We start from the raw sequence: 21,195 nt of genomic DNA, 5'->3' as shown, positions 1-21,195 counted from the left end.
CATGGGCGCAATGGCCGCGGGCGGCATGGAGCGTGTAGTTCGGCACGGACACCCGAAGTGCACTGGATCCCAGACCGAGGTGAGGCAATGTCTACAGTCGCCACTCATCCGGTGGTGGCGTCGGCCGGCATCGTCCCGTTGGTCATCCACAGCGAGACGCGGGGCGCCACCACGGTCCTGGCGCCTCGCGGCGAAATCGTCTACTGCTGTGTCACTGTGCTCGATCATGCGCTGGACAAGCTCCCGGACAAGACGGACGGGCTGATCCCGGACATGGCGGACGTCACCTTCATGGACTCCGCAGGACTGCAGTTCCTGGAGCGTCTGGAGGACTACGGCAGCCTCAGCTGCATCCCAGTTCGGACGCTCAACTGGAGCGGCCAGCCCCGTCGGATCCTGGAGATCACCGGCCTGTCGACCCCTGCCGCGGAGTCCGACCCCGTCGCCCCTTCCTCTGCATCGCCCCTTCCCGCCCTGGCCTCCGTGCCCTCTGACCAAGGGTTTCCGGCTACGGCAGTAGCTGCGGAACGTGCAGAGCCAGTGCAGCAACTGCGGGACGAGATTGAGCAGTTGCAGCAGGCCATGGAGTCCCGGCCGGTGATCGATCAAGCGCGAGGCGTCCTCATGGCGGTCGAATCCTGCACCGCGGAACAAGCCTGGGACATCATGCGCGACGCCTCGCAGCACACGAACATCAAACTGCGAAGCGTCGCCGCGATCCTCGTCGCCGCCACCACCAGTGGCCCCCCTCCCGCCGAACCCTTGCGCACGGCGCTGCGCGACGCAGTGAAACGCCAAGTCCGCCGCGCGCCTTGAGCGATGACCATGTGAAGGACCGCTTGGGGTTCGCAGCCGCGTTCTGGGCGCGCCGCTACGGCCCGGTGGAGAGCTGGACCTGGCCGGACTGCCACACGTCGACCGCCTGCTGTACGGCCCTGGAGCCATGGGCCGAGTGGCACAGCCCGGCCGACACCGACCCGGTGAGGGTCATGACCGCCGAACCGGTGAAAACCACGGCACAACAGGGCTGCCGAGCGCGGCGCTGACTGTCGGCAAGGTGGCACCGCGCACAGCGACGCTCCAGCGACTGCCTGGCGGATGGAGACGACAGACGCCTTCACCTGCGTCACGGTGCCTGCCACGCACACGTCGGACTTGCCGACGATGGACGGGGAATCATAACGACGCGGCTGGCTCGGGACAAAAGATTGGGTGCACTGCGATCCGCAGCGGGCCGCCGACACGCCGTTCAGCGGCCCGAACGCCCATGGCTACACCTCCCTCGCGTTGAACTACGGGATAGCCAAGGCGCGCTTTCCGGCGGTACTTCGAGTTCGCGCCGACAGAGCGAATCCTTCATCCACCCTCACGAAAAGGCGCGCACGACCGTGCGGCCTGTCGATGCGTTCGCGGCCACGATGACGCAAACCCGCTCCAGGCACAGCTTCGTCGCCCGTGCCGCCGACTCTGGGCACTCGGTGAGCCAGCCGGAGTCGGCGTCGTAGCCGCGCCCTCGAGCTGGCTGGGCATGTCGTCGCTGTCGGCTACGCCCCGGGGTCCTGCCGACTGACCGTGTGTCCGATCTGCTGGACGATCACGCCTCGCAGGCGATGGACGCGTCCAAGGGCCCGGTAAGGACCAGGGAGTCGGCATCCGAGGACTACCGCCAGGCTCACCGGGCGCCAGCCGGGTTGGCCGGAACAGCATGCCGACGCGGCCATCGCGGGGCTGTCGGGCGGCAGACCCGCGCGATGCGCACGCTCAGCGCGCGGGCATTGCCAGAGACCGCACGAGTGAGTACATGCCGGAAGACAAGATCCGAGCCCGTCACCGAAACGGAGGTTAAAGCACAAGCTCACTTGGGGTCCTCGATGTCGCACTTCGTCTCGGTGAGGGCGGTCGTGTCGCCCGCGACGCGGCTGCACAGCACGCGGGGCTCGGCGGTGCCGTCGGCGTTGCGGCGGACCTTCTTTATGACGATGCTGTGGCCGGTGCGGTCGCCGTACAGCGGGGCCGTGGTGAAGTCGATGGTGCCGGTGGCCATGTCCGGGACCTGGACGGTGCGCAGGTTCACCCAAGTCAGGGCGCGGCTCTGCGGTTTGTCGTCCCGGCTGGCCGCCTCGTAGAGAGCCTGCGTCGCATCGTGCGCCAGTGCGGTCTGGCCGCTGGCCAGAGCGGGGCTGTCGGGGTCCAGTCGCTGTCCCGTGACACCCGGGAGGTGCCGGGCGGCGTCTGCGTAGAAGTCCGTGCGGAGGGCCGCCTTCTCAAGTTCGGCCAGTGCCGCGTGGTACAGGGTGACCTCGGGCGCGACTCTGTTCCGGCCGCGGAGGAAGTCGGCCTTGGAGAGGTCGTCGCCGGTGAGGATGGCGATGGGTTTTCCGGAGCAGCCGGGCTCGCGGCTCAGCTGGTTCATGAGGGGATCGAGGTCCTCGACCCGGCCGGCGAAGTAGATCACGGAGGGGACGGTGCCGTCCTGGCAGATCTCCCGGGCATGCCGGCGCAGTTCGGGCCTGCCGCCGTCGCGTGTGTAGCGGCGCGGCTTCGGCGGCACGGTGAAGCCGTGGTCCTCGAGCATGTCCTGGCCGTGGCGCGCCTGCTCGTCGGTGTACATATCGGGGGTCTTCGTCGTGTCCCGGGCCAGCACCAGTGCGTGCTGCGGTGCGCCCGGTGTGCGCAACTGGGCTGCGATCAGACCGAGTTGCCGTGCCTGCCACTGGTCCGGGGCGGCCAGGCTGAACCAGTTGGCGTACTCCCGCGGCAGGTAGGTCGCGGAGTTGGTGCCGGAGACAACCGGCAGGCCGGCCTCCATGAGGATGCGGGTGGTCTCCCGACTTGACTTCAGGTCACGGCCGGCGCCTACGACCCCCACCACGGTCGGGTCGTGCGCGGCGTACGAGGCGATGGCCTTCGCCATTCCGACCTGCCGGCCGAGGTCCAGGCCGCCGTTGGCGACCAGCACGCGGAGCCTGACGCTGGAGCCTTCGTTGATGACGGCCTGCGCCAGGTACACGCCCGCGAGTTCCTGGGCGCCCTTCACGAGTGAGGAGCCGTCGGGGTCGTGGCTGAGCGGCCCGGCGTACACCACGGTGACGTGGTTGTCGGCGTGGTGCGCAAGGACGTCCGCGTTCTGCTCGCCGATGAGGTCTTCCAACTGCTTCACGGTCCATGGCGTCTCGCCCCGGCCGACCAGCGTCTTGGGATCGTCGCCCGGGTCGGCCTTCGGTAGCCAGTCGGCGAAGCGGACGTCGCCCGTCGCGACGCCGATGCACTCCGTGCCGCCGTCCGGCGCCGCCTGGCGCCGGGTGTCCCGGTTGGCGGTCAGTACGGCCGCCGAACAGTACCGCTCGTGCAGCGCGTCGGCCCGCATGACGGTGCCGGTCGTCATGACGGCGAGAACCAGGACCACTGTGTGCAAGGACCACACCAGGCGGGCAAGGGTCGGGCGGGTGGACGCTCGCAGGTGCCGGTGCCGGTCCTCGACGGGCCCGAGTTGGTCGTGGGGGAGCGGGATCTTCATCACCCAGGGCAGCACGGGCCGTTCGCGGCTGGGCGACTGCCCGGCGCGCAGGTTGCGGGCCCACTCCCGGTACCAGGTGCGCAACTGGTCGCTGAACCTGCGCTGCGAGGACTCGGGGTCGGGTGTCGTACGAACCGTGCTGCGCTCGAGGCGCGCCACGTCCTGGGTGCGCACCGCAGCGACGACGACCAGGGGGTCGAGCTCGCTGCGCCGACAGCGTACGTCGCTGACCGCCCGGATCAGCTCGATGCCGCCGTTGTAGACGTCCGCGTGCGGCAGGAACAGCATGGGCGGGCGGGGCCTTTTGAAGCCACGCAGGTCCCAGCTCCAGCGGCGGTGGTTGTCGCGCAGGTCCTCCCGCAGGGCCAGCACGCACAGCTGGAGATGGAAGTCGTCGCCCGCCTTGAGCGCCTCGGCCACGTCGTAGGCGCGGGCCGCGATCGCCTTCCAGGACCGCACCGGGCGCAGCAGCGAGACCTCGGTCGGGTCCTCCTGGTCCGCGGCCCGCAGGAAGGTCGTGGTCAGGAACCAGCGGCTCTCCCGGCGCAGCCACAGGAAAATCGGTGCCCGCCCCGGCAGGACGGAGCTGAAGACCGTCAGCAGGACGAGTAAGGCGAGGCCCGCACCCACCGCCATGTACCAGTCGGTGCGGGCGAGGAGCGCGGCGAGCCCGGCCACGATGCTCGCCGGCAGGATGTGCGCCATGTCGGACAGCTGCAGGCCCGGGCTCCAGCGCCCGCGGCCCTTCGGGCGCCAGCGCTGCCGGGCCAGCTGGTCGAGCAACCGCTGCCGCTGGTCCTGCCCGGCTTCAGGGCTGCCGAGGGCGGGTGCGGGCCAGCTGTCGCCGAGTTCCGCGACCGCGTCGTCGATGGCGTGTACCAGTCGCAACCGCGGGAACGTGTACCGCCGGTAGACCGCCTTCGGGCCGCCCCACTTCTTCGGGTCGCTCAGGGCGCGCACCATGGCTGCGGCCCGGCGGACCTCCGTGCCGCCGTCGTAGGCATCCTGCGCCACTGCGCACCGCGTGCCGTGCGCTTCCTGACCCGCGTACAGCTGCCGGACCAGACCGGCCACCGCGCCGTCGTCAGCGCTGTCCTGCGCGTGCAGGACGAATGCCGGCATCGGCGGATCGGCGCTTGTACGGAAGTCCTGGATGAGGATCTCGAGCTGATCCTGAAGGTGGACCCCGGCGCCGGTCACCGGCAGGCCGCGATGGCCTCCAGAACAGTCCGGCACACGGCCTGCATTTGCCATGGGTAACCCCCCGTTCACGTCAAGTGATCGGAGAGATTAGCGGCTGGAGATGGGCTGGGTGGGTGAATCGGCGATCCAGCGATCTTTTGACTTTTACCCAGAGGCTCAACGGCACCGGCCCATTCCCAGGTTTTCGTGTTGTGGACTTCTGGCGTTGCGACGTCCACGCCGGTGTCTGTACGGCGTGCGCCGGTGCGGCCGCTTGCCTGCCGCACTCAGGCCGCGCGACGAGGCCGCCGGCATGGCCGAAGGCCGCGGCGGAACAGCACCCAGCGCCTCTTCAAGGCGTCCTAGCGAGGGCGAGGCTACGTGTCGTCGTACGGCGAGAACCAGGATCCGCCACTGAGCTGGCAACCGGCGCCCTGTTCGCGAGCGCTGACGGCCTCCTCCAGGAGGACCTCGTTGCGGGTGCTGCAGCCTCGCGGTCGGCGTCGATCCAGTGGCGGAACTTGTCGCGGGAGTAGCCGGTGCGGTCCTCATCCTGGACCGGCAGGGCGGCCAGAGCGTCGCGGACGGGCATGACGAGGGTGTCGGCGGGTGCGGCGTGTGCGGTGGCGGGGGTAAGCAGGACAGTGAGCGCGGCCAGTGCCCACAGTGCGGCGGCCGCGGCCGGTAGACGCTTCGCCGTCAGGCTGTCGGCGGCCGGCTGGAGGGCCCGGTCGGCGGGCTGGTCCAACTGCCGTCGGCGGCGCTGCTTGTTGCGTGGTCTTCGACGCGCTGGGTGAACCGCTTCAGCGCCTCGAACTCCCCGACGTCGCCGAACTCGCGGTAGGGGCGATGCCAAGGGTGACAGCGTTGACCTCTCTGGCGCTTCCCGGTGCCGGGGCCTCGCTGGGCGCTCCGGGTGAATGCCCAGAGCGTCAACGACAAGGGGCGGTTGTGCGACAGGAGTGGTCTCCGGAAGAGCTGTTGGCAAGCTGGACGCTGGTGGAGGACGACTGGAACCTCGTGTCGACAAGACCGGGGGGACGAGACCGGGCTTCTGTCTGATGCGGAAGTTCTTCGAGGTCGAGGCCCGGTTCTCGGAGTCCCTATCCCCGCCATGACGGTTCGTCACAGGATCTGAAAGACCTTGTAGGCGATGCCGCCTTCGACGAGGTATCCCGACCCGACGCAGACTGTGTCGTTGAGCCATGCGTAAGGCTCTGCCCCCGTCTCAAAAAGCGGGTTGGTCCGGAAGTAGTAGTGGGCTGGGTCGATCCGGTACCGCTCGTCGGGGTCGGCCAGGGCATCGCGCACCTCGGGTGGGGTGACCCAGCGGCCGCCGTAGGTCATGTGCAGGAGGGCGCCGTCGTGGGTGCGCAGTGTCAGGCGTACGTCCAGGGTCATCGCCCCGTCAGGGGCGAACAGCGCCCAGTCTCCCCCGCCGGGGAGTACGTCGCCGCTCAGCCTGGGGCCGTGGAACGTGCCGCCTGCCGCCCCGAAGAGGACGCGCCGACCGAACGGGCCGCTGCCGATGGGCAGGCGGGGGTTCAGGTCGACGACCATGTCGAAGAGGTGCGCTGTCCAGATCTCGCCGACGTCCTTCACACGCGGGTCTGCCGTCATGCCGCGTCACCTCCGGCGAGCGCGGGGAACAGTCTCCGTTGGACCGCGTCCGTGGAGACTCCCGACTGGGCGCACAGCGTCGCCAGGTCGAAGAAGAAGCGTTCTCCTGCGATCAGGTCGTCTTTGAAGGTGAACTGGATGAACACCGGTATCTCGGCACGTTCGCCGTTGGGGGCGGCACCGAACCGGTTGCCCGTCATGGTCAGCCGCGCTGTACCCCAGCACACGAGTGTGTCGCCGTTGTTCGCGTGGCCGTGCAGGACGACGTCGTCGTCGGGGAACGAGGCGAAGAACCGCCGTAACGCCTTCTCGTTCTCGGCCAGCCCCCGAGAGGTCGTACCGAAGGCCGGGGTCTCGAGGACCATGTCGGGGTGGAAGAGCCGCAGGGCGGCGGGAACGTCCTGTCGGCTCTTTGCGGCGGCGAGTGCCTGCGCCAGTTCGAACATGCGCTGTTCGTGCATAGGTGCCTCCTTCAGCATGCCTGCGAAGTAAACGTACGATCGGTCGTATGCTTTGGGCAAGCGCATGACAGGATGGTGTCGATGAACGAGCACCCAGGGAACCGAGGGGGACAAGTGGCCGTGTCTTCAACGGAAGCAGCAGGCGCGACCGTGGCGGACCAGCGCCTCGTCCGCGGTGCCCGGACCCGGCACAAGATCACGCGCCATGGCGTCGACGTCGCCTCCCTGGAAGGGCTCAACGGCCTCAGCATCGGCCGTCTGGCCACCGACCTGGGACTGAGCAAGAGCGGCATCCAGACGCTCTTCAAGACCAAGGAGAACCTGCAGCTCGCGGTCGCGGAGTCGGCGCGCGAAGAGTTCACTGAAGCGGTCATCCGCCCTGCACAGACCGCTCAGCCGGGCACTGCCCGGCTCCGCGCACTGACGGAACGCTGGATCTCCTATGTCGAGGCACCGTTGTTCGCCGGAGGCTGTTTCTGGGCGGCCTGCCTCCCCGACTTCGACAGCCGGCCCGGGAGGGTCCGTGACGCCCTGCTGCTCCACCGCCGCACCTGGCTTGCTCTTCTCGCCGGCGAACTCGACTGCGCCGTGAACACCGGGGAGGTCGCCCACCAGGACGTGGACCTCACGGTCTTTCAGATCGACGCCGTGCTCAACGCAGCAAACACCGCGCTGCGCCTGGGTGACAGTGACGCGGTCTCAAAGGTTCGCTGCGTGGTCGACGGGTTCCTTGCACCTCCGCGCTGACAGGCGACGCCCGCACGAGAGGCGCCTCGACGCTCGACGCGTGGCGCTTCACGGTGGCGGAGGCCGCCGCAAGGCCGCCGACGAGGACAAGAGCCGCGAGGAGCGGGGGAGGGCCTGGGTGGAGACGGGACACGCGTCCGGCTGATCTACGCCATCCGCGAGTACCGAGGGCGTAAGGGCGAGCCGAAGAGCTTCGGCTGGCGGGACCTCCGCGACCTCTTGGTGCGTGCCCGCATCCAGCTCGGCGGGCCGATCGTGCTGGTCTGGGACAACGTCCGCCTCCACCTGACCGCCGGGATGCGGGAGTTCATCGCCGCGCATGCCGCCTGGCTCACCGTGTTCCAGCTCCCCACCTACGCGCCGGACCTGAACCCGCAGGAGGGCATCTGGTCGCTGGTCAAACGCGACCTCGGCAACCTCGCCGCAGCCGACCTGGGCCAGATCACCAGGGCCGTGAAGAGCAGGCTCAAGCAGATCCAGTATCGCCCGGATTTCGTCGACAGCTGCCTTGCGGGCACCGGCCTCATCACGGACGACTGACCGACGCTGCAGATTCGTCAGTCGCCGTAGTACCGGTCGTAGTCGGCGGAGCGCTCCTCCACTGAGAAGCCCTCGAATTCACCGTCTGCCTCGAGCTCGCGCAGTCGATCCAGTGCCGCCGTCGCAGAAGGTGCACGGTTGGCCGAGAGGTGGGCCTTCGTCGCGTCGAGCCCGTGCCCAAGCAGGAATTCGATGTCGATCGAGCACGCTGCGTCGAAGCTGGCTTGCTTCGCACTCCAGATCAGGAGCACGTCGTCGAGGTCGCCGCTGTTGAACAGCTGGAAGCAGCAGAGCCTCATCAGCTCAGTGTCGCCCGTGCCCTGGGCGCGTCGTTCACGCGCCGTGTGCTCTCTGAGGAGTGCACGGATCTCGTCGAGGTCCGCGCCGACGGGGCGAAGCCCGTAGCGGCGCCAGCTTTCCTCGACATCCATCGCTGGTCTCCTTGATCGTCCGGCCCGGCCCGTGGCCTATCGGGCCCACCCATCGCCGTTCGGTCGGACGACGGCCCCTCTGCCGGTCACAGTATGCACACCGAGGGCCGGCCCATGTGGGTCGGCGGTCACCGGCGCAGGTGACCGATGGCCCACGCCACCGGACATCACCCAATCAAGTTGAGTAACAAGCCATCTCATTTGGATTGGCTGATCGTCAGGCTGAGTAGAGCTGTCCCACCAGTTGGGCTTCCTCTGGTGCGGTGATCGGCTTCGATCCGCAGCTTGTTCCAACGGTAGTCGCGTACGGCAGAAGCCGTCCGGTACCTGGGGCAAGTGCAAGATCTCCGCGAACACGCGTTGAAAGGTCTTGCCGTGAATTGCGTCGAGCGTCACGAAGAAGTGTCAGATACCACTGGTGTCCACTTGTTGACCGTTGTCAGCGCACGCAAGGGCGAAGGCAGCAGTCCCACAGGAATTGTCGGCCGACGCCTGGCACGACAGCTGCTCGTCAGGGGCCGGACGGTGCGGGTGCTTGCCGAACCGGACCAGTGCGGTGGCTGGCCTGACGGGGTGGAAGTCGTCGCGGGCTCCATCACCCGCCCGCTGGAGTGCGCGCGTGTATTCGACGGTGTCGAGGCCGTGTTCCTCGCCGGCGCTCATCCGTCGACGGTTCAGGAGGTCCTGATCCTCGCGCGGAACGCGGCCGTCGAGAGAGTCGTCCTGCTGTCGTCTCACGGACCGGAGTACGAGGAGGCGTATCCGCCCGACACGTGGTTCTGGCTGGCGATCGAGAAGGCGGTGGAAGGATCGGGCATCCCGTGGACCCACATACGGCCGTCGGCCGTGATGGGTGCGGTCATTGAGGGGACCTACCCGGCGACAGGGTCGGACTGGCCCGACTCTGTTCGCGCCCAGGGGGTGGTCCGAGAGGCTCTCCTCAGCACGGGGCCCTACCCCTTCATCCATGAGGAGGACCTCGCCGCCGTAGTGACCGCAGCCCTGACCTGCGATGGCTTTACCGGGATGGTCATCGAGGCGGTGGCCCCGCCCTTGAGTACCCGATCACGGATACGGAGCATCGCCACTGCTTTGAAGCGCGACATCGATACGGTCGAGCTGACGGCTGACGAGAGCCGCGTGGTCTGGCAACGTCTTGGCTGGCCCGACGGCGCGGTCGACGTGACGCTGTACGCCTTGGAGGAGTATGGCGTCCGCTTCGCCGAACTCGCTCAGTGGACACATGACCAGCGGCCATCCGTGCAGGACATCATCGGCCGCCCACTGCGGACCTATGACGACTGGGTGCGGGAGCACATTGACCTGTTTTGCTCACATCGACGAGTTGCGCGGAATCCGCGGACAGGCGCAAGGAACGGTCTCATCGGGTGAGCCGGCGGTAGCAGATGAGGGTGCAGGCGATGCTGGTGAAGGCCAGGAAGTGGGTGGCTTTGCGTTCGTAGCGTCGGTGCAGGCGGACCTGGAACTGCACGACGAGTCCTTCATCGTCAACAGCGCCGCCACGCAGCAGCTCGTCGTCTACCAAGCCGAACCGGGCACCGCCTCCGCCGACGCCCTCGCCCTGCTCGGCTCGCTCAGTGCCGGCCCCTTGCCCGCACACGACACGGCGACGGGCGCCGTCTCCGACTGGATGAGCACTCGCGGCTGAGAAACGACCCGGTCCCGGCCCCGTTTCCTGGGGTGTGCCAGAGCTGGGCTCACCGCTCCGCAACCCCGGTGGACGCGAAGGAGCATGACGCCACGCCCCCAGACGGTGGAGCCGGGAGAGTCGCTGCGTGTGTGCCTCGGCCGGCTCGCCCCGGCCTGGGCAGGAGTGCTGGCGGTCTTTCGGCGGGGCATGCCAGGGCCGCGCGGTGAGGTTCCCATCACGCCAGGCACCTCGGACCGGGCCTGTGGCCTGAATGCCGTAAACGGACGACTCCGCGGGTACGGCATGGCCGGACGCTTGGACGTCCCGTCCACCGACGGCCGGCATGTCCCTCCACTAGGTTGGGGCCATGAGCGACAGCACTCCTTTGGGAGACTTCCTCAGAGCACGGCGCGAAGCCCTCAAACCGCGCGACGTGGGCCTGCCGGAGCACGGGCGCAGGCGGGTGCCGGGGCTGCGCCGCGAGGAGGTCGCCATGCTCGCGGGCGTGAGCTCCGACTACTACATGCGCCTGGAACAGGGCCGGGAGACCAGCCCGTCGCCCCAGGTGATCGACGCGATCGCCGCCGCCCTCCACCTCGACGACGAGGCACACGACCACCTGCGCAGACTCACCCGGGCGCCCCAGGAGCGCCGCGGCATTCCCGCCGGTCACAGCAGGATCAGCCCCGAGCTTCTGCAGCTGATCGACAGCTGGCCCGACACCCCCGCCTTCATCCTGGGACCAGCCCTGGACATCCTGGCGCACAACGCGCTCGCCGCGGCCCTGCACAGCGGGTTCCAGCGGTTCGACAACCTGGCCCGCATGATCTTCCTGGATCCGGCAGGGCGCGCCTTCTACCAGGACTGGGACAAGGCCGCGAACTCCTGCGTGGCCGAGCTGCGCGCGGCCTACGGACACGACCCCGACTCCCCGCGGATCACCGAAGTCGTCGACACGCTCTGCGCGAAGAGCCCCGAGTTCGCCGACCTGTGGGCACGGCACGAGGTGAAGCGCAAGACCCAGCAGGCGAAGAACCTCGCACACCCCGAGGTGGGCGCTCTGGAGATCCAGTTCTCGGCGTTCACCGTCAACGGTGCCCCGCACCAGCAGCTGGTCGTCTACCGGGCCGAGCCGTCCAGTGCCACCGCGGCTGCCTTCGCCGAACTCCGGTCCCGCGCCGACCGAGGGCAATCCACACAGGTGGTCCAGGAAGAATCCGGCCGGGCTCACAGCCACACCTGACTTCCCCCTTGACGCGCCGACGAAATGGGCCCACGACCACCAAGGAGAATCGGCCCCGCCCGATGCGAGCTGATGACACCGCCCGTCACCCGAAGGGGCGGGACGGCCCAGTCGAGGGGCCCTGGCGGCAGCCGGCTTCCCCGCCGCTGCTGCACCCGCAGCTCTGCCTCCGCATTCCCCGTCTCAGCTCGTGGGCACCCTGCTGGTGGCTCGATCTGGCATGACGGCGGGAATCTCTGCTTGTGGGCAGATCGATGGCGCGAGCACAGGGCTCCTCCCCGGCGGCGCAGCTGCTGTACGACGCATCGAGGCGGCGTCCTGCAACCCGCGCCGTCGGCACCCCATACCCGGCGCCAGTGCCTCGAACGAGCAGCCCCGACAATACTTCCGCGTGACTAGTCAGCCGCGCGACGGATGCCTCCGTCCCGGGCGCGCTCGTCGCCCACGCGGTAGAGCACCAGGTGCTCGTGGACGAGAACGCCGTCGCGGACGTCGCCGGTGGCGGTGAAGCCGGTGTCGTCGACGTAGTCGATGTGGTTGCCGGTGATGGCGTAGCGGCCGGTATAGGCGCTCTGGCGGTTTCCGCGGGCCTCGTCGTAGCGGCCGTTCGGCAGCAATTCCTGGCGGATGAATCCGTCCGCGGTCACCCACATCCCGACGTACGGGTGAGGGTCGCGTGGCGTGTCGTTGCTGGTCATGGGTCCATGGTTGGCCCGGCGGCCGGTGGCAACCAGGCCGCCGTCTCCCCAGGTGCGGGCCTCCTGGGAGCGGCGCACCCACCGTCGCGAGCGGAACGGCGCAGCGAAATCAGGGTGCCGAAACAGGCGAGTCTCCCGGATGCGGCGAAGCCGGAACCTGCCAAGGTCGTGACCCGCCGGCGGCTGCGACATCACGACCACTGGATGGCGGACCCGACTCGTCGTTCTCCGCACTGCTCAAGCCCGTCCGAGGGCGTCCCACGGGCCCCCGTTGCGAGCAGCAGGGCCGTTCATGGGTGCCGCGCACCTGGGGATACGGCGGCCTGGTTCCGAATCCGCCGCGCTACGAACCTGATGGTCACGCAGCTGCCGTAACCCCCGTGCACCTGCCTCCTACCTGCACCGGCGCTCGCATCGTGCGTCGGGCAGACCGATGAGCCGTACTCCCCTGAGGAGCACCATGACCATCACCGACGCCGAGGCCGTGAGCTGGAACCCGAAGGTCCTCGACGAGCTTGTCTCGAACGACGCCGGCCGGCCCGTCCTGTTCACCAACGCCCGGATCGTGACGATGGACCCGCTGATCGGGACCATGACCGGCGCCGACATCCTGTTCGTCGGCTCCCTGATCGTGGGCGTCGGCCCAGCCATCGTCACCGCGGCTGGGGACGACAACGCCATCGTCGTCGACTGCACCGGCATGACCGTCGTCCCCGCCGTCGTGGACACCGTCGCGCTGGCCGGCAAACGCGGCAGCCGCTCGGAGTACGTCGCGACGCTGACCCCGGGCAACACCACCGACTTCCTGGTGGTGCCCGACGAACTCGCCGCCGATGTGCCGAGCGCGGTAGCCACCCTCATGTCCCGTCCGGAGCAGGTCCGCGCGCTGGTCGCGGCCGGTCGGCCCGTCCTGTGGGCGGGCACCGACGCCCTCGGCCGGGCCACCGCCCCCGAGACGGGCATCCCGGCCGTACCGGACCTGACCGGCAGCCCACGCGTCGGCGTCTGGATCGACCGGAAGGACTTCCTGCACCAGGAGCTCACCACCGACGGCCGCTACGACGAGACCCGGGGCGGTCGCCCACACGCCTACCAGGGCCGGTTCTGGATCGACGGCGACCGCATCGACTACCTGGACGACCTCGGCTTCTGGGCCTACGGAGAGTTCAAGGGCGACGAACTGCACCACGCGGGCTACGTCATGAAGCTGAGCTGACCGCCGATCGGCAGATGCCGTGTCGCACACACAGCGACCCGGCCCCCGCCCCTCCCGTGCAGCCCACAGGCGACCGGCTCCAGGGCCGCGCCGCCGGTGCACGTCCTGATCCTGGGTGCGCGACACCTGGGGAAACGGCGGCCTGGTTGCCGTAGCCGGGGCGGCCAAGGCTGGAAGCCGAGCGCCACCGGGGCCCCCGGAAGCAGCCCACCACCCCCCTCCGACGTACGGAAAGAAGAAGACCCCTCATGGACGTCAACGACACCACCAGCGCCGCCGTCCTCGAACAGCTCCGGCGCCGCCCCGCAGAGGAACGGCGCATCCTGTTCACCGGCGCGACCATCGTCACCATGGACCCCGACCTCGGCGTCATCGACCGCGGCGGCCTCCTCGTCGAGGGCGACACCATCACCGCCGTCGGCCCCCACCTCAGCGCCGGCGACGCCGTGGTCGTCGACGCCACCGGCACGATCCTCAGCCCCGGGTTCGTCGACACCCACCGGCACGCCTGGGAGGCTCAGCTGCGCCGGATCATGCCGGACGTCGACGACCTCGGCGGCTACGTCATGGCCACGCTTGCCGGCTACGCCACGGTCTACCGGCCCGAGGACATGTACATCGGCACGAGACTGGCCGCCCTCACCGCGATCGACAGCGGCGTCACGACCATGCTCGACTTCTCCCACAACTCCCGCACCCGAGAGCACTCCGACGCCGCCATCGAGGCCCTTCGCGACACCGGCATCCGCGGCGTGCACGCCTCCATGGGCCCGCACTTCGGCAACTGGGATCGGCAGTGGCCCGGCGATCTGACACGCATCAAAGACCAGCACTTCAGCAGCGACGACCAGTTGCTGACTCTGCGCCTGGCGACGCTCGCCACCGACGAGATCGCCGGACCGGCCCTCGCCTACGGTCCTGAACTCGCCCGCGTCGCCAAGGACTTGGGCATCGGAGTGAGCGTGGACGCCGTGTTCGGCACGTCCTCCTCGGAGGCGATCCTGCGCTGGGCCAAGGACGGCATCCTCAGCCCCGACGTCACCCTCATCCACGCCACCGGACTGACCCCCGAGGCGTGGAAGGCGATGGGGGAGACCGGAACCACCGTGGCGCTCGCCCCCACCTCCGACGCACAGATCGGCCTGGAGAGCGCGATCCCCGCCGTCGACGAGGCCCTGTCCGTCGGCATCCGCCCCGGACTGAGCATCGACGTCGAAGTCGCCCTGGCCAGCGACATGTTCACGCAGATGCGGGCCCTGCACGCCATCCAGCGGATGCGCGCCGTCAACGCCGCCTACGGCACCGACGGGCAGCCCTCCCGCATCACCAGCCATGACGTCCTGGACTTCGCCACCCTCCAGGGCGCCCGCACCAACGGCCTAACCGGTGTCACCGGCTCGCTCACCCCGGGCAAGAAGGCCGACCTGCTGGTCATCCAGGCCGAGGACCTCAACAACATGCCGCTCAACGACCCGATCGGCACCGTCGTGCTGGGCTCCGACGCCCGCAACATCAGCGCCGTCCTCGTCAACGGCGAGCCCCGCAAATGGAACGGCCACGTCCTCGACGTCGACCTGTCCACACTGCGCCGCGAGGTCCACGCCTCGCGCGAGTACGTGCTGAACACCCCGGCTGCCTGAGCATCGCCGTTCACTGACCCCCCGGGCCGGTGCCCCACCCCGGCCGGGGCACCCACCGCCCCGGCGGTGCCGTGGGCTGATCGTGTCGCACACACATGGGGCCGCTACCAGACGCCCTTTCTGGAGTTCCCATTTCCCAGCCCACCGCAACCACACCCCCAGGCACACAGCCAGAGCAGCACGCCCCACCGACCGCCGGGCTGGGCCCCGGCCGCCCCGACCACCGTCCTGCTGACCGCGCTCGGCGTCCTGATGATCGGCCAGACATACACCGTCCTGTCGCTGCTGCACCCCGTGGTCACCACGCTCGGCACCACGCCGGGGCAAGCCACCTGGACGGCGACTGCGTTCGGCCTCGCCTACGCCGCCGGATTGCAATGCCCGGCGGTCCAGGGGTGGGAGCTCGCAGGAGCTGGCCTGGCAGCACGCGACGTCGGTGCCCGTGGCAGCGCGATCCTTCATTGCAAGAGGCCGAGCACCGCGCGCACGGCATGAACGCCCGTCATCAGCAACGGGTGTGAGTAGTTGGGGTACAGGAAATCCCGGTGAGATTGATCTTGGTCGGCCAGCACACCGTTCTGCGGCCTCGCTGAGGTTCACGGAAAGATCGTCGAGTGGGTATCGGCTCTGGCTGCGGTCCGCCTCGTGCCGGTGGAGTTTCTGACTGATGAGCAGGCCGAGGCGTACGGGACGTTCACCGAGGTGCCCACGCGCCCGGAGCTGGAGCGGTTCTTCTTCCTCGATGATGACGACCGCGATCTGATCGCGGTGCGTCGTACGGACGCACACCGGCTGGGCATGGCGGTGCAGATCTGCACAGTCCGCTACGTCGGCCGGTTCCTGGGCGAGGACCCGCTCGCGGTGCCGTGGAGACCGTGGAGTGCCTCGCGGGGCAGCTCGGCATCGCGGACGCCTCGTGCGTGAAGCGGTACGCCGAGCGGCGCTCGACGGTGTACGAGCACGCGGCCGAGATCCAGGGGCGGTTCAAGTACCGGGACTTCACCGACCGGAAGTGGGGGCGGGAGTTCCGCGGCTTCCTGTACGGGCGGGCGTGGACGCACGCCGAGGGGGCGGTGGCGCTGTTCAAGCACGCGGTGACGTGGCTGCGGAAGAACCGGGTGCTGCTGCCGGGTGTCTCGGTATTGGCCCGGCAGGTGTCGGAGGCTCGTACGGCGGCCGAGCGGCGCCTGTACGAGGCGGTGGCCCGGGCGACGGTCCGGGCGGATGCGACGCTCGCGCCGGCCTTGGCGGAGCTGCTGGTGGTGCCGGAGAGCAGGCGCATCTCGGAGCTGGAGCGGCTGCGCACGCCTCCGGTGAAGTCGACGGGCACGGCGATGATGCGGGCGATGGAGCGGGTGGAGGAGATCTCCGGTCCTGCCTGTTCAGTGGTGGGCGGGGCCATTGGGGCCGGAGATGGCGCCGAGCTGGGACAGACCATCGAGGATGTCGGTGCAGGTCCAGTACTCGACGAACCGGCCGTCGCAGACGCGCAGAATGTCGTTGCCGGAGAAGGAGATCTTCGTGCCGACGGGGGCGGTGGCCTGGGGGATACCGCCGGTGTAAGTGGCGCGCATGGTCCAGCGTGCGGAGATCAGGTCACCGTCGACGATCGGGCCGAGGTCGACGGCGATGCTGATGTCGCCGAAGGCGGCCATGGTCTGCTCAATCTCAGGCAGCAGGCGCTCGGGGCCGGTGACGGCCTCGGAGTCGCTGCCGTCCGGGCGGGCCTGGTGGACGACGAAGCCGGGGTCGAGGATCTCCTCGGCGTGGCTGAAATCGCCGCGCCACAGCTCGCTCCAACGGCCGTAGAGGGTGCGCAGCTGGTCGGGGGTGTGGGTGGTCATGGGTTCTCCCAAGGGGTCGTGCTACAAAGGATCTGCACCACGCATTATCTGCGTCACGCAGATATAAGTAGGACACGAGGGTGATTCCATGTCAAACCGAACCCGTGGGGACCTGGTCGCGGCGGTCACCGCGACGGCCCGGCGCCACCACGCCGCCTACACCCTGTTCAACCAGGCCATGGCCGAACACCTCGGCCTGCACCCCACCGACTTGCAATGCGTCAGCCTGCTCGCCCTGGAACCCGGCCCCCGCACCACGGGGGAGATCGCGGACCTGACAGGTCTGACCTCCGGATCGGCCACCCGCCTGGTCGACCGCCTCCAGAAAGCCGGCCTCGCCGAACGCCACCCTGACCCCCACGACCGGCGCAAGATGCTCGTCACCCTCACCCGCGGCCGCACCCCCGAGATCGAAGCCGCATGGGACACCCCCGGCAAAGCCTTCGACCAGGTACTGGAGGACTTCACCGACGACGAGCTCACCGTCATCGAGCGATACCTGCGGCGCGCCACCGATGTCGGCACCGCACAGACCGCACGCCTGCGCGCCGACTGACCCGACAACCGCCCGGTCGCCCTCCGGGGGCATCCGCACGCGCTCTTCAGAAAACCTTCGTTTTCTGAAGAGCGCCCTGCAAGGGCCACGCGAACCTCGCAGAGCCTTCAAAACCCCTTCAAAAGCCTGGTGTGTTCAACAACCTCAGATCGTCGTTCTTTGACGTGATCCGGAGCCATGACCGCCCCCGAACCGGCCGGCGGGCTGGACCTCCTCGTCGCCGAGCCGCTCATCCGCACCGAAATCAAGATCGGATATGCCCGGGTCTCGACCGGCGGGCAGAAGCTCGAACGGCAGCTCGACGAGCTCACCGCCGCCGGATGCCGGAAGATCTTCGCGGACAAGAAGTCCGGCAAGAACGCGCTCCGTCCGGAGCTGAAGGCGTGCCACGCCTTCCTCGACCCGGGCGACACCCTCCTGGTGCCCTCGCTCGACCGCTACGGCCGCAGCCTCCAGGACCTCATCAACATGGTCGCCGAGCTGCGCGACCGAGGGATCGGCTTCACCACGCTCCACGAGAACCTGGACACCACCACCCCCGGCGGCCGGCTCGTCTTCCACGTCTTCGCCGCCCTGGCGGAGTTCATCCGCGAGCTCATCGTCATCGGCACCAACGAGGGCCTGGCCGCCGCCCGCGCCCGCGGCCGCGTCGGCGGGCGCCCCACCGTCGCCACCGAGGAAGTCATCAAGGCCGCCCGCGACCTGCTGCCCGACCCCGGCCGCTCCATCACCTCGATCGCCAAGCTCCTCGGCGTCTCACCGGGCACCCTCTACAACCACATCCCCGACCTGCGCGAACTGCGCGTCGGTGCCGTTCCCCAGCAGCTCGAAGCTCGTACGAGGTAGGTGCACCCCAGCAAGATCGTTCTCACCGGGATTTCCTGTACCTCAACTACTCACACCCGAGCAACCAGTGGGCGAGGCCGCCCCGATTGCATCCCGCCAGGTCGCAGGCCCACGACCGGTCCGGTCGGCTCCGCTCGGGAGGTCGTGCCAGCCGCACTGTGGCAGAACCTGGGGCCGCCCGGGCCCTCGGCCAGGGATACGCGTACGTGCTGACCGCGATGAACCACCGAGGCGAGAAGCTGGGGTTCGTGCCGAGCAAGCTCGTCGACATCGGTGTGCCCACGATTATCCTGGACACCGTGGCGTGCGCCGAGCTGTGCGAGAGGTACCACGGCGGGGAGTTTCTGCACCACGTGCCCAAGGTCGACATGAAGAACGACGGGTCTGTGATGAAAACCCTGAGCCGCGTTACGGCCGACGGCTGGGAAGTCGACCTGTCGCTGTGGGCGGACGCCGCCGAGTGCGGCCCCGCCCCGCGCGTGCCACCCCGGGAACGACTCGCACTGACCAGCGCGCATCGCAGTGCCTCATCGGTCCCGGCCGTCTCGGATGGGGCCGATGAGGCCAGCCGCCCCGCATGTGCACCGAGCTTCGCTACCAGTCGGCCACCGGCCGCAGGACCAGCGCGTCAGAGGTGCGTGCGTACTCCCACCAGTACAGGTGGTACGCCGTCTTCGGCTCGTTGAGGGGGTGGTGTGACCGCAAGGCACAGACGAGCAGTTCGCTCTCTTCGGCCCGGCCCGGCCACTCCTCGCAGGTCGGACTACCCGCCACGCGGCGGTGCGGGTTTCTCGTCACCAGGCCAGTGACCCACTCAATTGGCGCACTGTCGGGATTTTCGTCCTCCAGGTCCAGGTCGCTGTGCGAGACGACGTAACCGACCACCTCCAGCGCAACCCTGTCCTGGGGGTGATGCTTGGCGACTGCCGGGCTGCTCAGCGGACGGAAGTAGCTGAAGCTGAACTCGGCGGCGCCGAACTGCTCGACCAGGTGCCGGATCGGCTGGAAGTCCACGGGGACGCCGGGCAGTTGGAACGACAGGTGACAGTCGTAGACCGACCGCGCCTCATGGACGGCGACGTTCCCGATGAGCGTGTAGAAGCCTCCGCCCTGGCACGTGTCGAAGTAGGTGATCAGTTCGGTGTGGTGCGCGTCGTCCAGGCTCTTTCCGCGTTTCTTCCAAGCACGCAGCGCCTGAACGAACTCCCGCGCGCCGACGCCATGCCAGTTCGCTCGGGACTGCTGGATGTTCCATCGCGGCTCGGCGCTGGTCCACCCCATCGAGTCCAGCCCATACAGCAGCTCCACGATGCCGGCCTCGTCGTACGGCCTGACCGGCACGTCGAGGGAGACGCCACTGCCGCTGCCGAACGCCCAGTCCACGTTGGGCAGCTCCTGCACGAACACGAACTCCCCGAAGCCGCCGCCGGACGTGACGTAGGGCAGAGGTTGACGGTCGGTGTCGAGCAGCCGCACGTCGGCACCCGGCAAGTCCGTGGACGGCCGGCGTCGGCACCGGGGCTTCGGGGCAGCGGCCAGGTGCACCCGGCCGTGGGTGATCAGCTCCTCCCGCTTCACCTGCAGGAGGTTGACCAGCGACCTCGGCGTGCTCAGGACCTGCGTCAGCTCGTCTTCGCCGAACAGCAGGATCGGCCCTCGGTCCCGCCGCACCCGCATATCCTCCACCGCTGAGTCGGTGAAACCGTTCACGCTGATGATGACGCCGATGACGGCAGATGATCCGGCCCGCTGCATCCGGGACCGGACATTGTCGAAGACGTCGATGTCGGCCGGCTCGTTGTGCCACTTGGCCTCGATCAAGTACCAGGTGTCCCCGTAGCGGGCCACCAAGTCCGTCTGTCGTGGTTTCGCAATGGACGCGTTGCGGTCGACACGAAAGTGTGCCCGCCGAAAGAGCTGCTCCAGCAACACCTCCAGCTGGTAGCCCCGCTTGTGCGCGGACGACAGCGCCCCGAGCCGCTTGAAGTCCGCGAGCAGGGAGGAACCTCCCGCCCTCACCCGGTTCCCGTCACCCGCCGCCATGGGCCTCCTCCCGTTTGTGCCAGCGCGGAGTGATCTGCGGCGTTGGCCAGGCGGGAGCGTAGTGGATCGCGTGTCAGTCAGGAGCCCGCTTCCCAATGACCGGTGCAGCCCCTCAGGGCGTCGCGCGAGGACGACGTTTCGGTGAAGTCGCCCGTCGCCGAGACGCGGCCGCCGGGATGGGGCGGGTGACGACCAGCACTCCAGACCTTTGGCACCACTACGGTCGCGCCCGAGCCGCCAGTGACCGCGCCGTTCCCGGCACCTTCTACTGGAACTGGGGCCAGGACGCCGGGCCCAGTGTCGAACTCCTGGGCGAGCTAAACGGCCGCTGTGTGGGCGATCTCGGCGCCGGGGCCGCCCGGCACGCCGCGCACCCGGCGGTTCAGCACCAGCCGGCCCGGGTCACCGCGGTCGACGCCTCGCCCGCCCAGTACGCCATGGCAACCGAACTGTACGGGTATCTCGCACCGCGCCTGCGCATCGTGCACTCCGATGTGGTCTCTCACCTGCATGCGATGCGCGGCACGTACGACGTGCTGTACAGCGTCTTCGGCGCCATCGACTTCACCGATCCACGTGAGCTGCTGCCGGCGGCGGCCGCCGCGCTGCGGCCGGGCGGCCGGCTGGTGTTCGCCACGCTCGCCCACTACCTGGGCGGGGCACCTGCCCAGCCGGATGTGGTCGCGGCCGAGGTGCCGGCCAAGACGCCGGACGTCCAGGAGGCCACGATGCGCCGCTGGGTGCTGCAGGAGCACGTGTGGACCAAACTGCTCGACGTGGCCGGGTTCACCGGGATCACCATCTGAGTGCTGCCCGCCACGACCGAAGGGCCACGCACTGCACGACACGCTGCTGATGACTGCGCACTGCACGTCCTGATCAGGCGGAACTACCGTCGGTGCCAGTAGCTGTGATGGCTTTGACGTCGTCAATCGGCCACTGCGTGACGGCCCGGACTGG

The 21,195-nt window shown here is 68.9% G+C and carries 18 protein-coding genes and 3 pseudogenes; 13 read left to right on the top strand and 8 right to left on the bottom strand.

Features of this window, described 5'->3' with window-relative positions; genetic code table 11:
• The first annotated feature begins 87 nt into the window (after nt 1–87).
• On the top strand, nt 88–816 hold the full coding sequence (locus ACZ7L6_RS42545) for an ANTAR domain-containing protein (protein ID WP_471933757.1): 729 nt from the start codon (nt 88–90) through the stop codon (nt 814–816).
• 23 nt (nt 817–839) lie between these two features.
• Nucleotides 840–1,046 carry a hypothetical protein gene (locus ACZ7L6_RS42540; protein ID WP_471933755.1) on the top strand — a complete coding sequence of 69 codons (207 nt, stop codon included), beginning with the start codon at nt 840–842 and terminating at the stop codon, nt 1,044–1,046.
• 809 nt (nt 1,047–1,855) lie between these two features.
• On the opposite strand, the gene ACZ7L6_RS42535 is transcribed toward ACZ7L6_RS42540, so the two are convergent.
• The 3 genes from ACZ7L6_RS42535 to ACZ7L6_RS42525 form a co-directional block, all read right to left on the bottom strand.
• On the bottom strand, nt 1,856–4,771 hold the full coding sequence (locus ACZ7L6_RS42535) for a type 1 periplasmic-binding domain-containing protein (protein WP_471933753.1): 2,916 nt from the start codon (nt 4,769–4,771) through the stop codon (nt 1,856–1,858).
• Nucleotides 4,772–5,824: 1,053 nt separating this feature from the next.
• Entirely contained in the window at nt 5,825–6,319 is a 495-nt protein-coding gene (locus ACZ7L6_RS42530; protein ID WP_471933751.1) for a DUF3237 domain-containing protein, read from the bottom strand.
• Nucleotides 6,316–6,780 (bottom strand): ester cyclase, encoded by a 465-nt coding sequence (locus tag ACZ7L6_RS42525; protein WP_471933749.1) that lies wholly within the window; start codon nt 6,778–6,780, stop codon nt 6,316–6,318. The genes ACZ7L6_RS42530 and ACZ7L6_RS42525 overlap by 4 nt, the downstream gene beginning before the upstream one ends.
• 72 nt (nt 6,781–6,852) lie before the next feature.
• Here ACZ7L6_RS42525 and ACZ7L6_RS42520 point away from each other — a divergent pair, with 72 nt between their 5' ends.
• Together ACZ7L6_RS42520 and ACZ7L6_RS42515 are read left to right on the top strand one after the other, a co-directional pair.
• Nucleotides 6,853–7,527 (top strand): TetR/AcrR family transcriptional regulator, encoded by a 675-nt coding sequence (locus tag ACZ7L6_RS42520; RefSeq protein ID WP_471933747.1) that lies wholly within the window; start codon nt 6,853–6,855, stop codon nt 7,525–7,527.
• Nucleotides 7,528–7,590: 63 nt separating this feature from the next.
• Nucleotides 7,591–8,067: pseudogene (locus tag ACZ7L6_RS42515) on the top strand (transposase); the annotation flags it as partial.
• A 17-nt stretch (nt 8,068–8,084) separates the two neighbouring features.
• On the opposite strand, the gene ACZ7L6_RS42510 reads toward ACZ7L6_RS42515, so the two are convergent.
• Nucleotides 8,085–8,498, bottom strand: a complete 414-nt coding sequence (locus tag ACZ7L6_RS42510) for a hypothetical protein (protein WP_471933745.1) — start codon at nt 8,496–8,498, stop codon at nt 8,085–8,087.
• Nucleotides 8,499–8,834: 336 nt separating this feature from the next.
• Between ACZ7L6_RS42510 and ACZ7L6_RS42505 the strand changes: the two genes are divergently transcribed.
• On the top strand, nt 8,835–9,890 hold the full coding sequence (locus ACZ7L6_RS42505; protein WP_471933743.1) for an SDR family oxidoreductase: 1,056 nt from the start codon (nt 8,835–8,837) through the stop codon (nt 9,888–9,890).
• On the opposite strand, the pseudogene ACZ7L6_RS42500 reads toward ACZ7L6_RS42505, so the two are convergent.
• A pseudogene (locus tag ACZ7L6_RS42500) lies at nt 9,880–9,975 on the bottom strand (IS5/IS1182 family transposase); the annotation flags it as partial. The gene ACZ7L6_RS42505 and the pseudogene ACZ7L6_RS42500 sit on opposite strands and share 11 nt — an antisense overlap.
• Between ACZ7L6_RS42500 and ACZ7L6_RS42495 the strand changes: the two are divergent.
• Both ACZ7L6_RS42495 and ACZ7L6_RS42490 read left to right on the top strand, forming a co-directional pair.
• On the top strand, nt 9,967–10,167 hold the full coding sequence (locus tag ACZ7L6_RS42495) for a hypothetical protein (RefSeq protein ID WP_471933741.1): 201 nt from the start codon (nt 9,967–9,969) through the stop codon (nt 10,165–10,167). The pseudogene ACZ7L6_RS42500 and the gene ACZ7L6_RS42495 overlap by 9 nt on opposite strands.
• Nucleotides 10,168–10,516: 349 nt before the next feature.
• Complete coding sequence (locus tag ACZ7L6_RS42490) at nt 10,517–11,392, top strand: helix-turn-helix transcriptional regulator (RefSeq protein WP_471933739.1); 876 nt, start codon at nt 10,517–10,519, stop codon at nt 11,390–11,392.
• A gap of 395 nt (nt 11,393–11,787) precedes the next feature.
• Here the strand turns inward: ACZ7L6_RS42490 and ACZ7L6_RS42485 are convergent, their stop codons facing one another.
• Nucleotides 11,788–12,090 carry an Atu4866 domain-containing protein gene (locus ACZ7L6_RS42485; protein WP_471933737.1) on the bottom strand — a complete coding sequence of 101 codons (303 nt, stop codon included), beginning with the start codon at nt 12,088–12,090 and terminating at the stop codon, nt 11,788–11,790.
• A 460-nt stretch (nt 12,091–12,550) separates the two neighbouring features.
• Between ACZ7L6_RS42485 and ACZ7L6_RS42480 the strand changes: the two genes are divergently transcribed.
• From ACZ7L6_RS42480 to ACZ7L6_RS42470, 3 genes and pseudogenes are all read left to right on the top strand, one after another.
• Nucleotides 12,551–13,306: an Atu4866 domain-containing protein gene (locus ACZ7L6_RS42480; protein WP_471933735.1), complete on the top strand. Its 756-nt coding sequence runs from the start codon at nt 12,551–12,553 to the stop codon at nt 13,304–13,306.
• A gap of 248 nt (nt 13,307–13,554) precedes the next feature.
• Entirely contained in the window at nt 13,555–14,946 is a 1,392-nt protein-coding gene (locus tag ACZ7L6_RS42475) for an amidohydrolase family protein (RefSeq protein ID WP_471933733.1), read from the top strand.
• 645 nt (nt 14,947–15,591) lie between these two features.
• A pseudogene (locus ACZ7L6_RS42470) lies at nt 15,592–16,316 on the top strand (DUF4158 domain-containing protein); the annotation flags it as partial.
• A gap of 12 nt (nt 16,317–16,328) precedes the next feature.
• Here the strand turns inward: ACZ7L6_RS42470 and ACZ7L6_RS42465 are convergent.
• Nucleotides 16,329–16,790 (bottom strand): ester cyclase, encoded by a 462-nt coding sequence (locus ACZ7L6_RS42465; protein ID WP_471933731.1) that lies wholly within the window; start codon nt 16,788–16,790, stop codon nt 16,329–16,331.
• Nucleotides 16,791–16,878: 88 nt separating this feature from the next.
• On the opposite strand from ACZ7L6_RS42465, the gene ACZ7L6_RS42460 reads away from it, so the two are divergent.
• Nucleotides 16,879–17,346: a MarR family winged helix-turn-helix transcriptional regulator gene (locus tag ACZ7L6_RS42460; protein WP_471933729.1), complete on the top strand. Its 468-nt coding sequence runs from the start codon at nt 16,879–16,881 to the stop codon at nt 17,344–17,346.
• A 177-nt stretch (nt 17,347–17,523) separates the two neighbouring features.
• Complete coding sequence (locus tag ACZ7L6_RS42455) at nt 17,524–18,192, top strand: recombinase family protein (protein ID WP_471933727.1); 669 nt, start codon at nt 17,524–17,526, stop codon at nt 18,190–18,192.
• Nucleotides 18,193–18,786: 594 nt separating this feature from the next.
• Here ACZ7L6_RS42455 and ACZ7L6_RS42450 read toward each other — a convergent pair.
• Complete coding sequence (locus ACZ7L6_RS42450; protein ID WP_471933725.1) at nt 18,787–20,235, bottom strand: restriction endonuclease; 1,449 nt, start codon at nt 20,233–20,235, stop codon at nt 18,787–18,789.
• Nucleotides 20,236–20,411: 176 nt separating this feature from the next.
• On the opposite strand from ACZ7L6_RS42450, the gene ACZ7L6_RS42445 reads away from it, so the two are divergent.
• Nucleotides 20,412–21,041: a class I SAM-dependent methyltransferase gene (locus tag ACZ7L6_RS42445; protein ID WP_471933787.1), complete on the top strand. Its 630-nt coding sequence runs from the start codon at nt 20,412–20,414 to the stop codon at nt 21,039–21,041.
• The last annotated feature ends 154 nt before the right edge of the window (nt 21,042–21,195 follow it).

This window comes from Streptomyces sp. NPDC107522, assembly GCF_055657525.1.
This window is presented reverse-complemented; position numbering and strand designations above follow the sequence as displayed.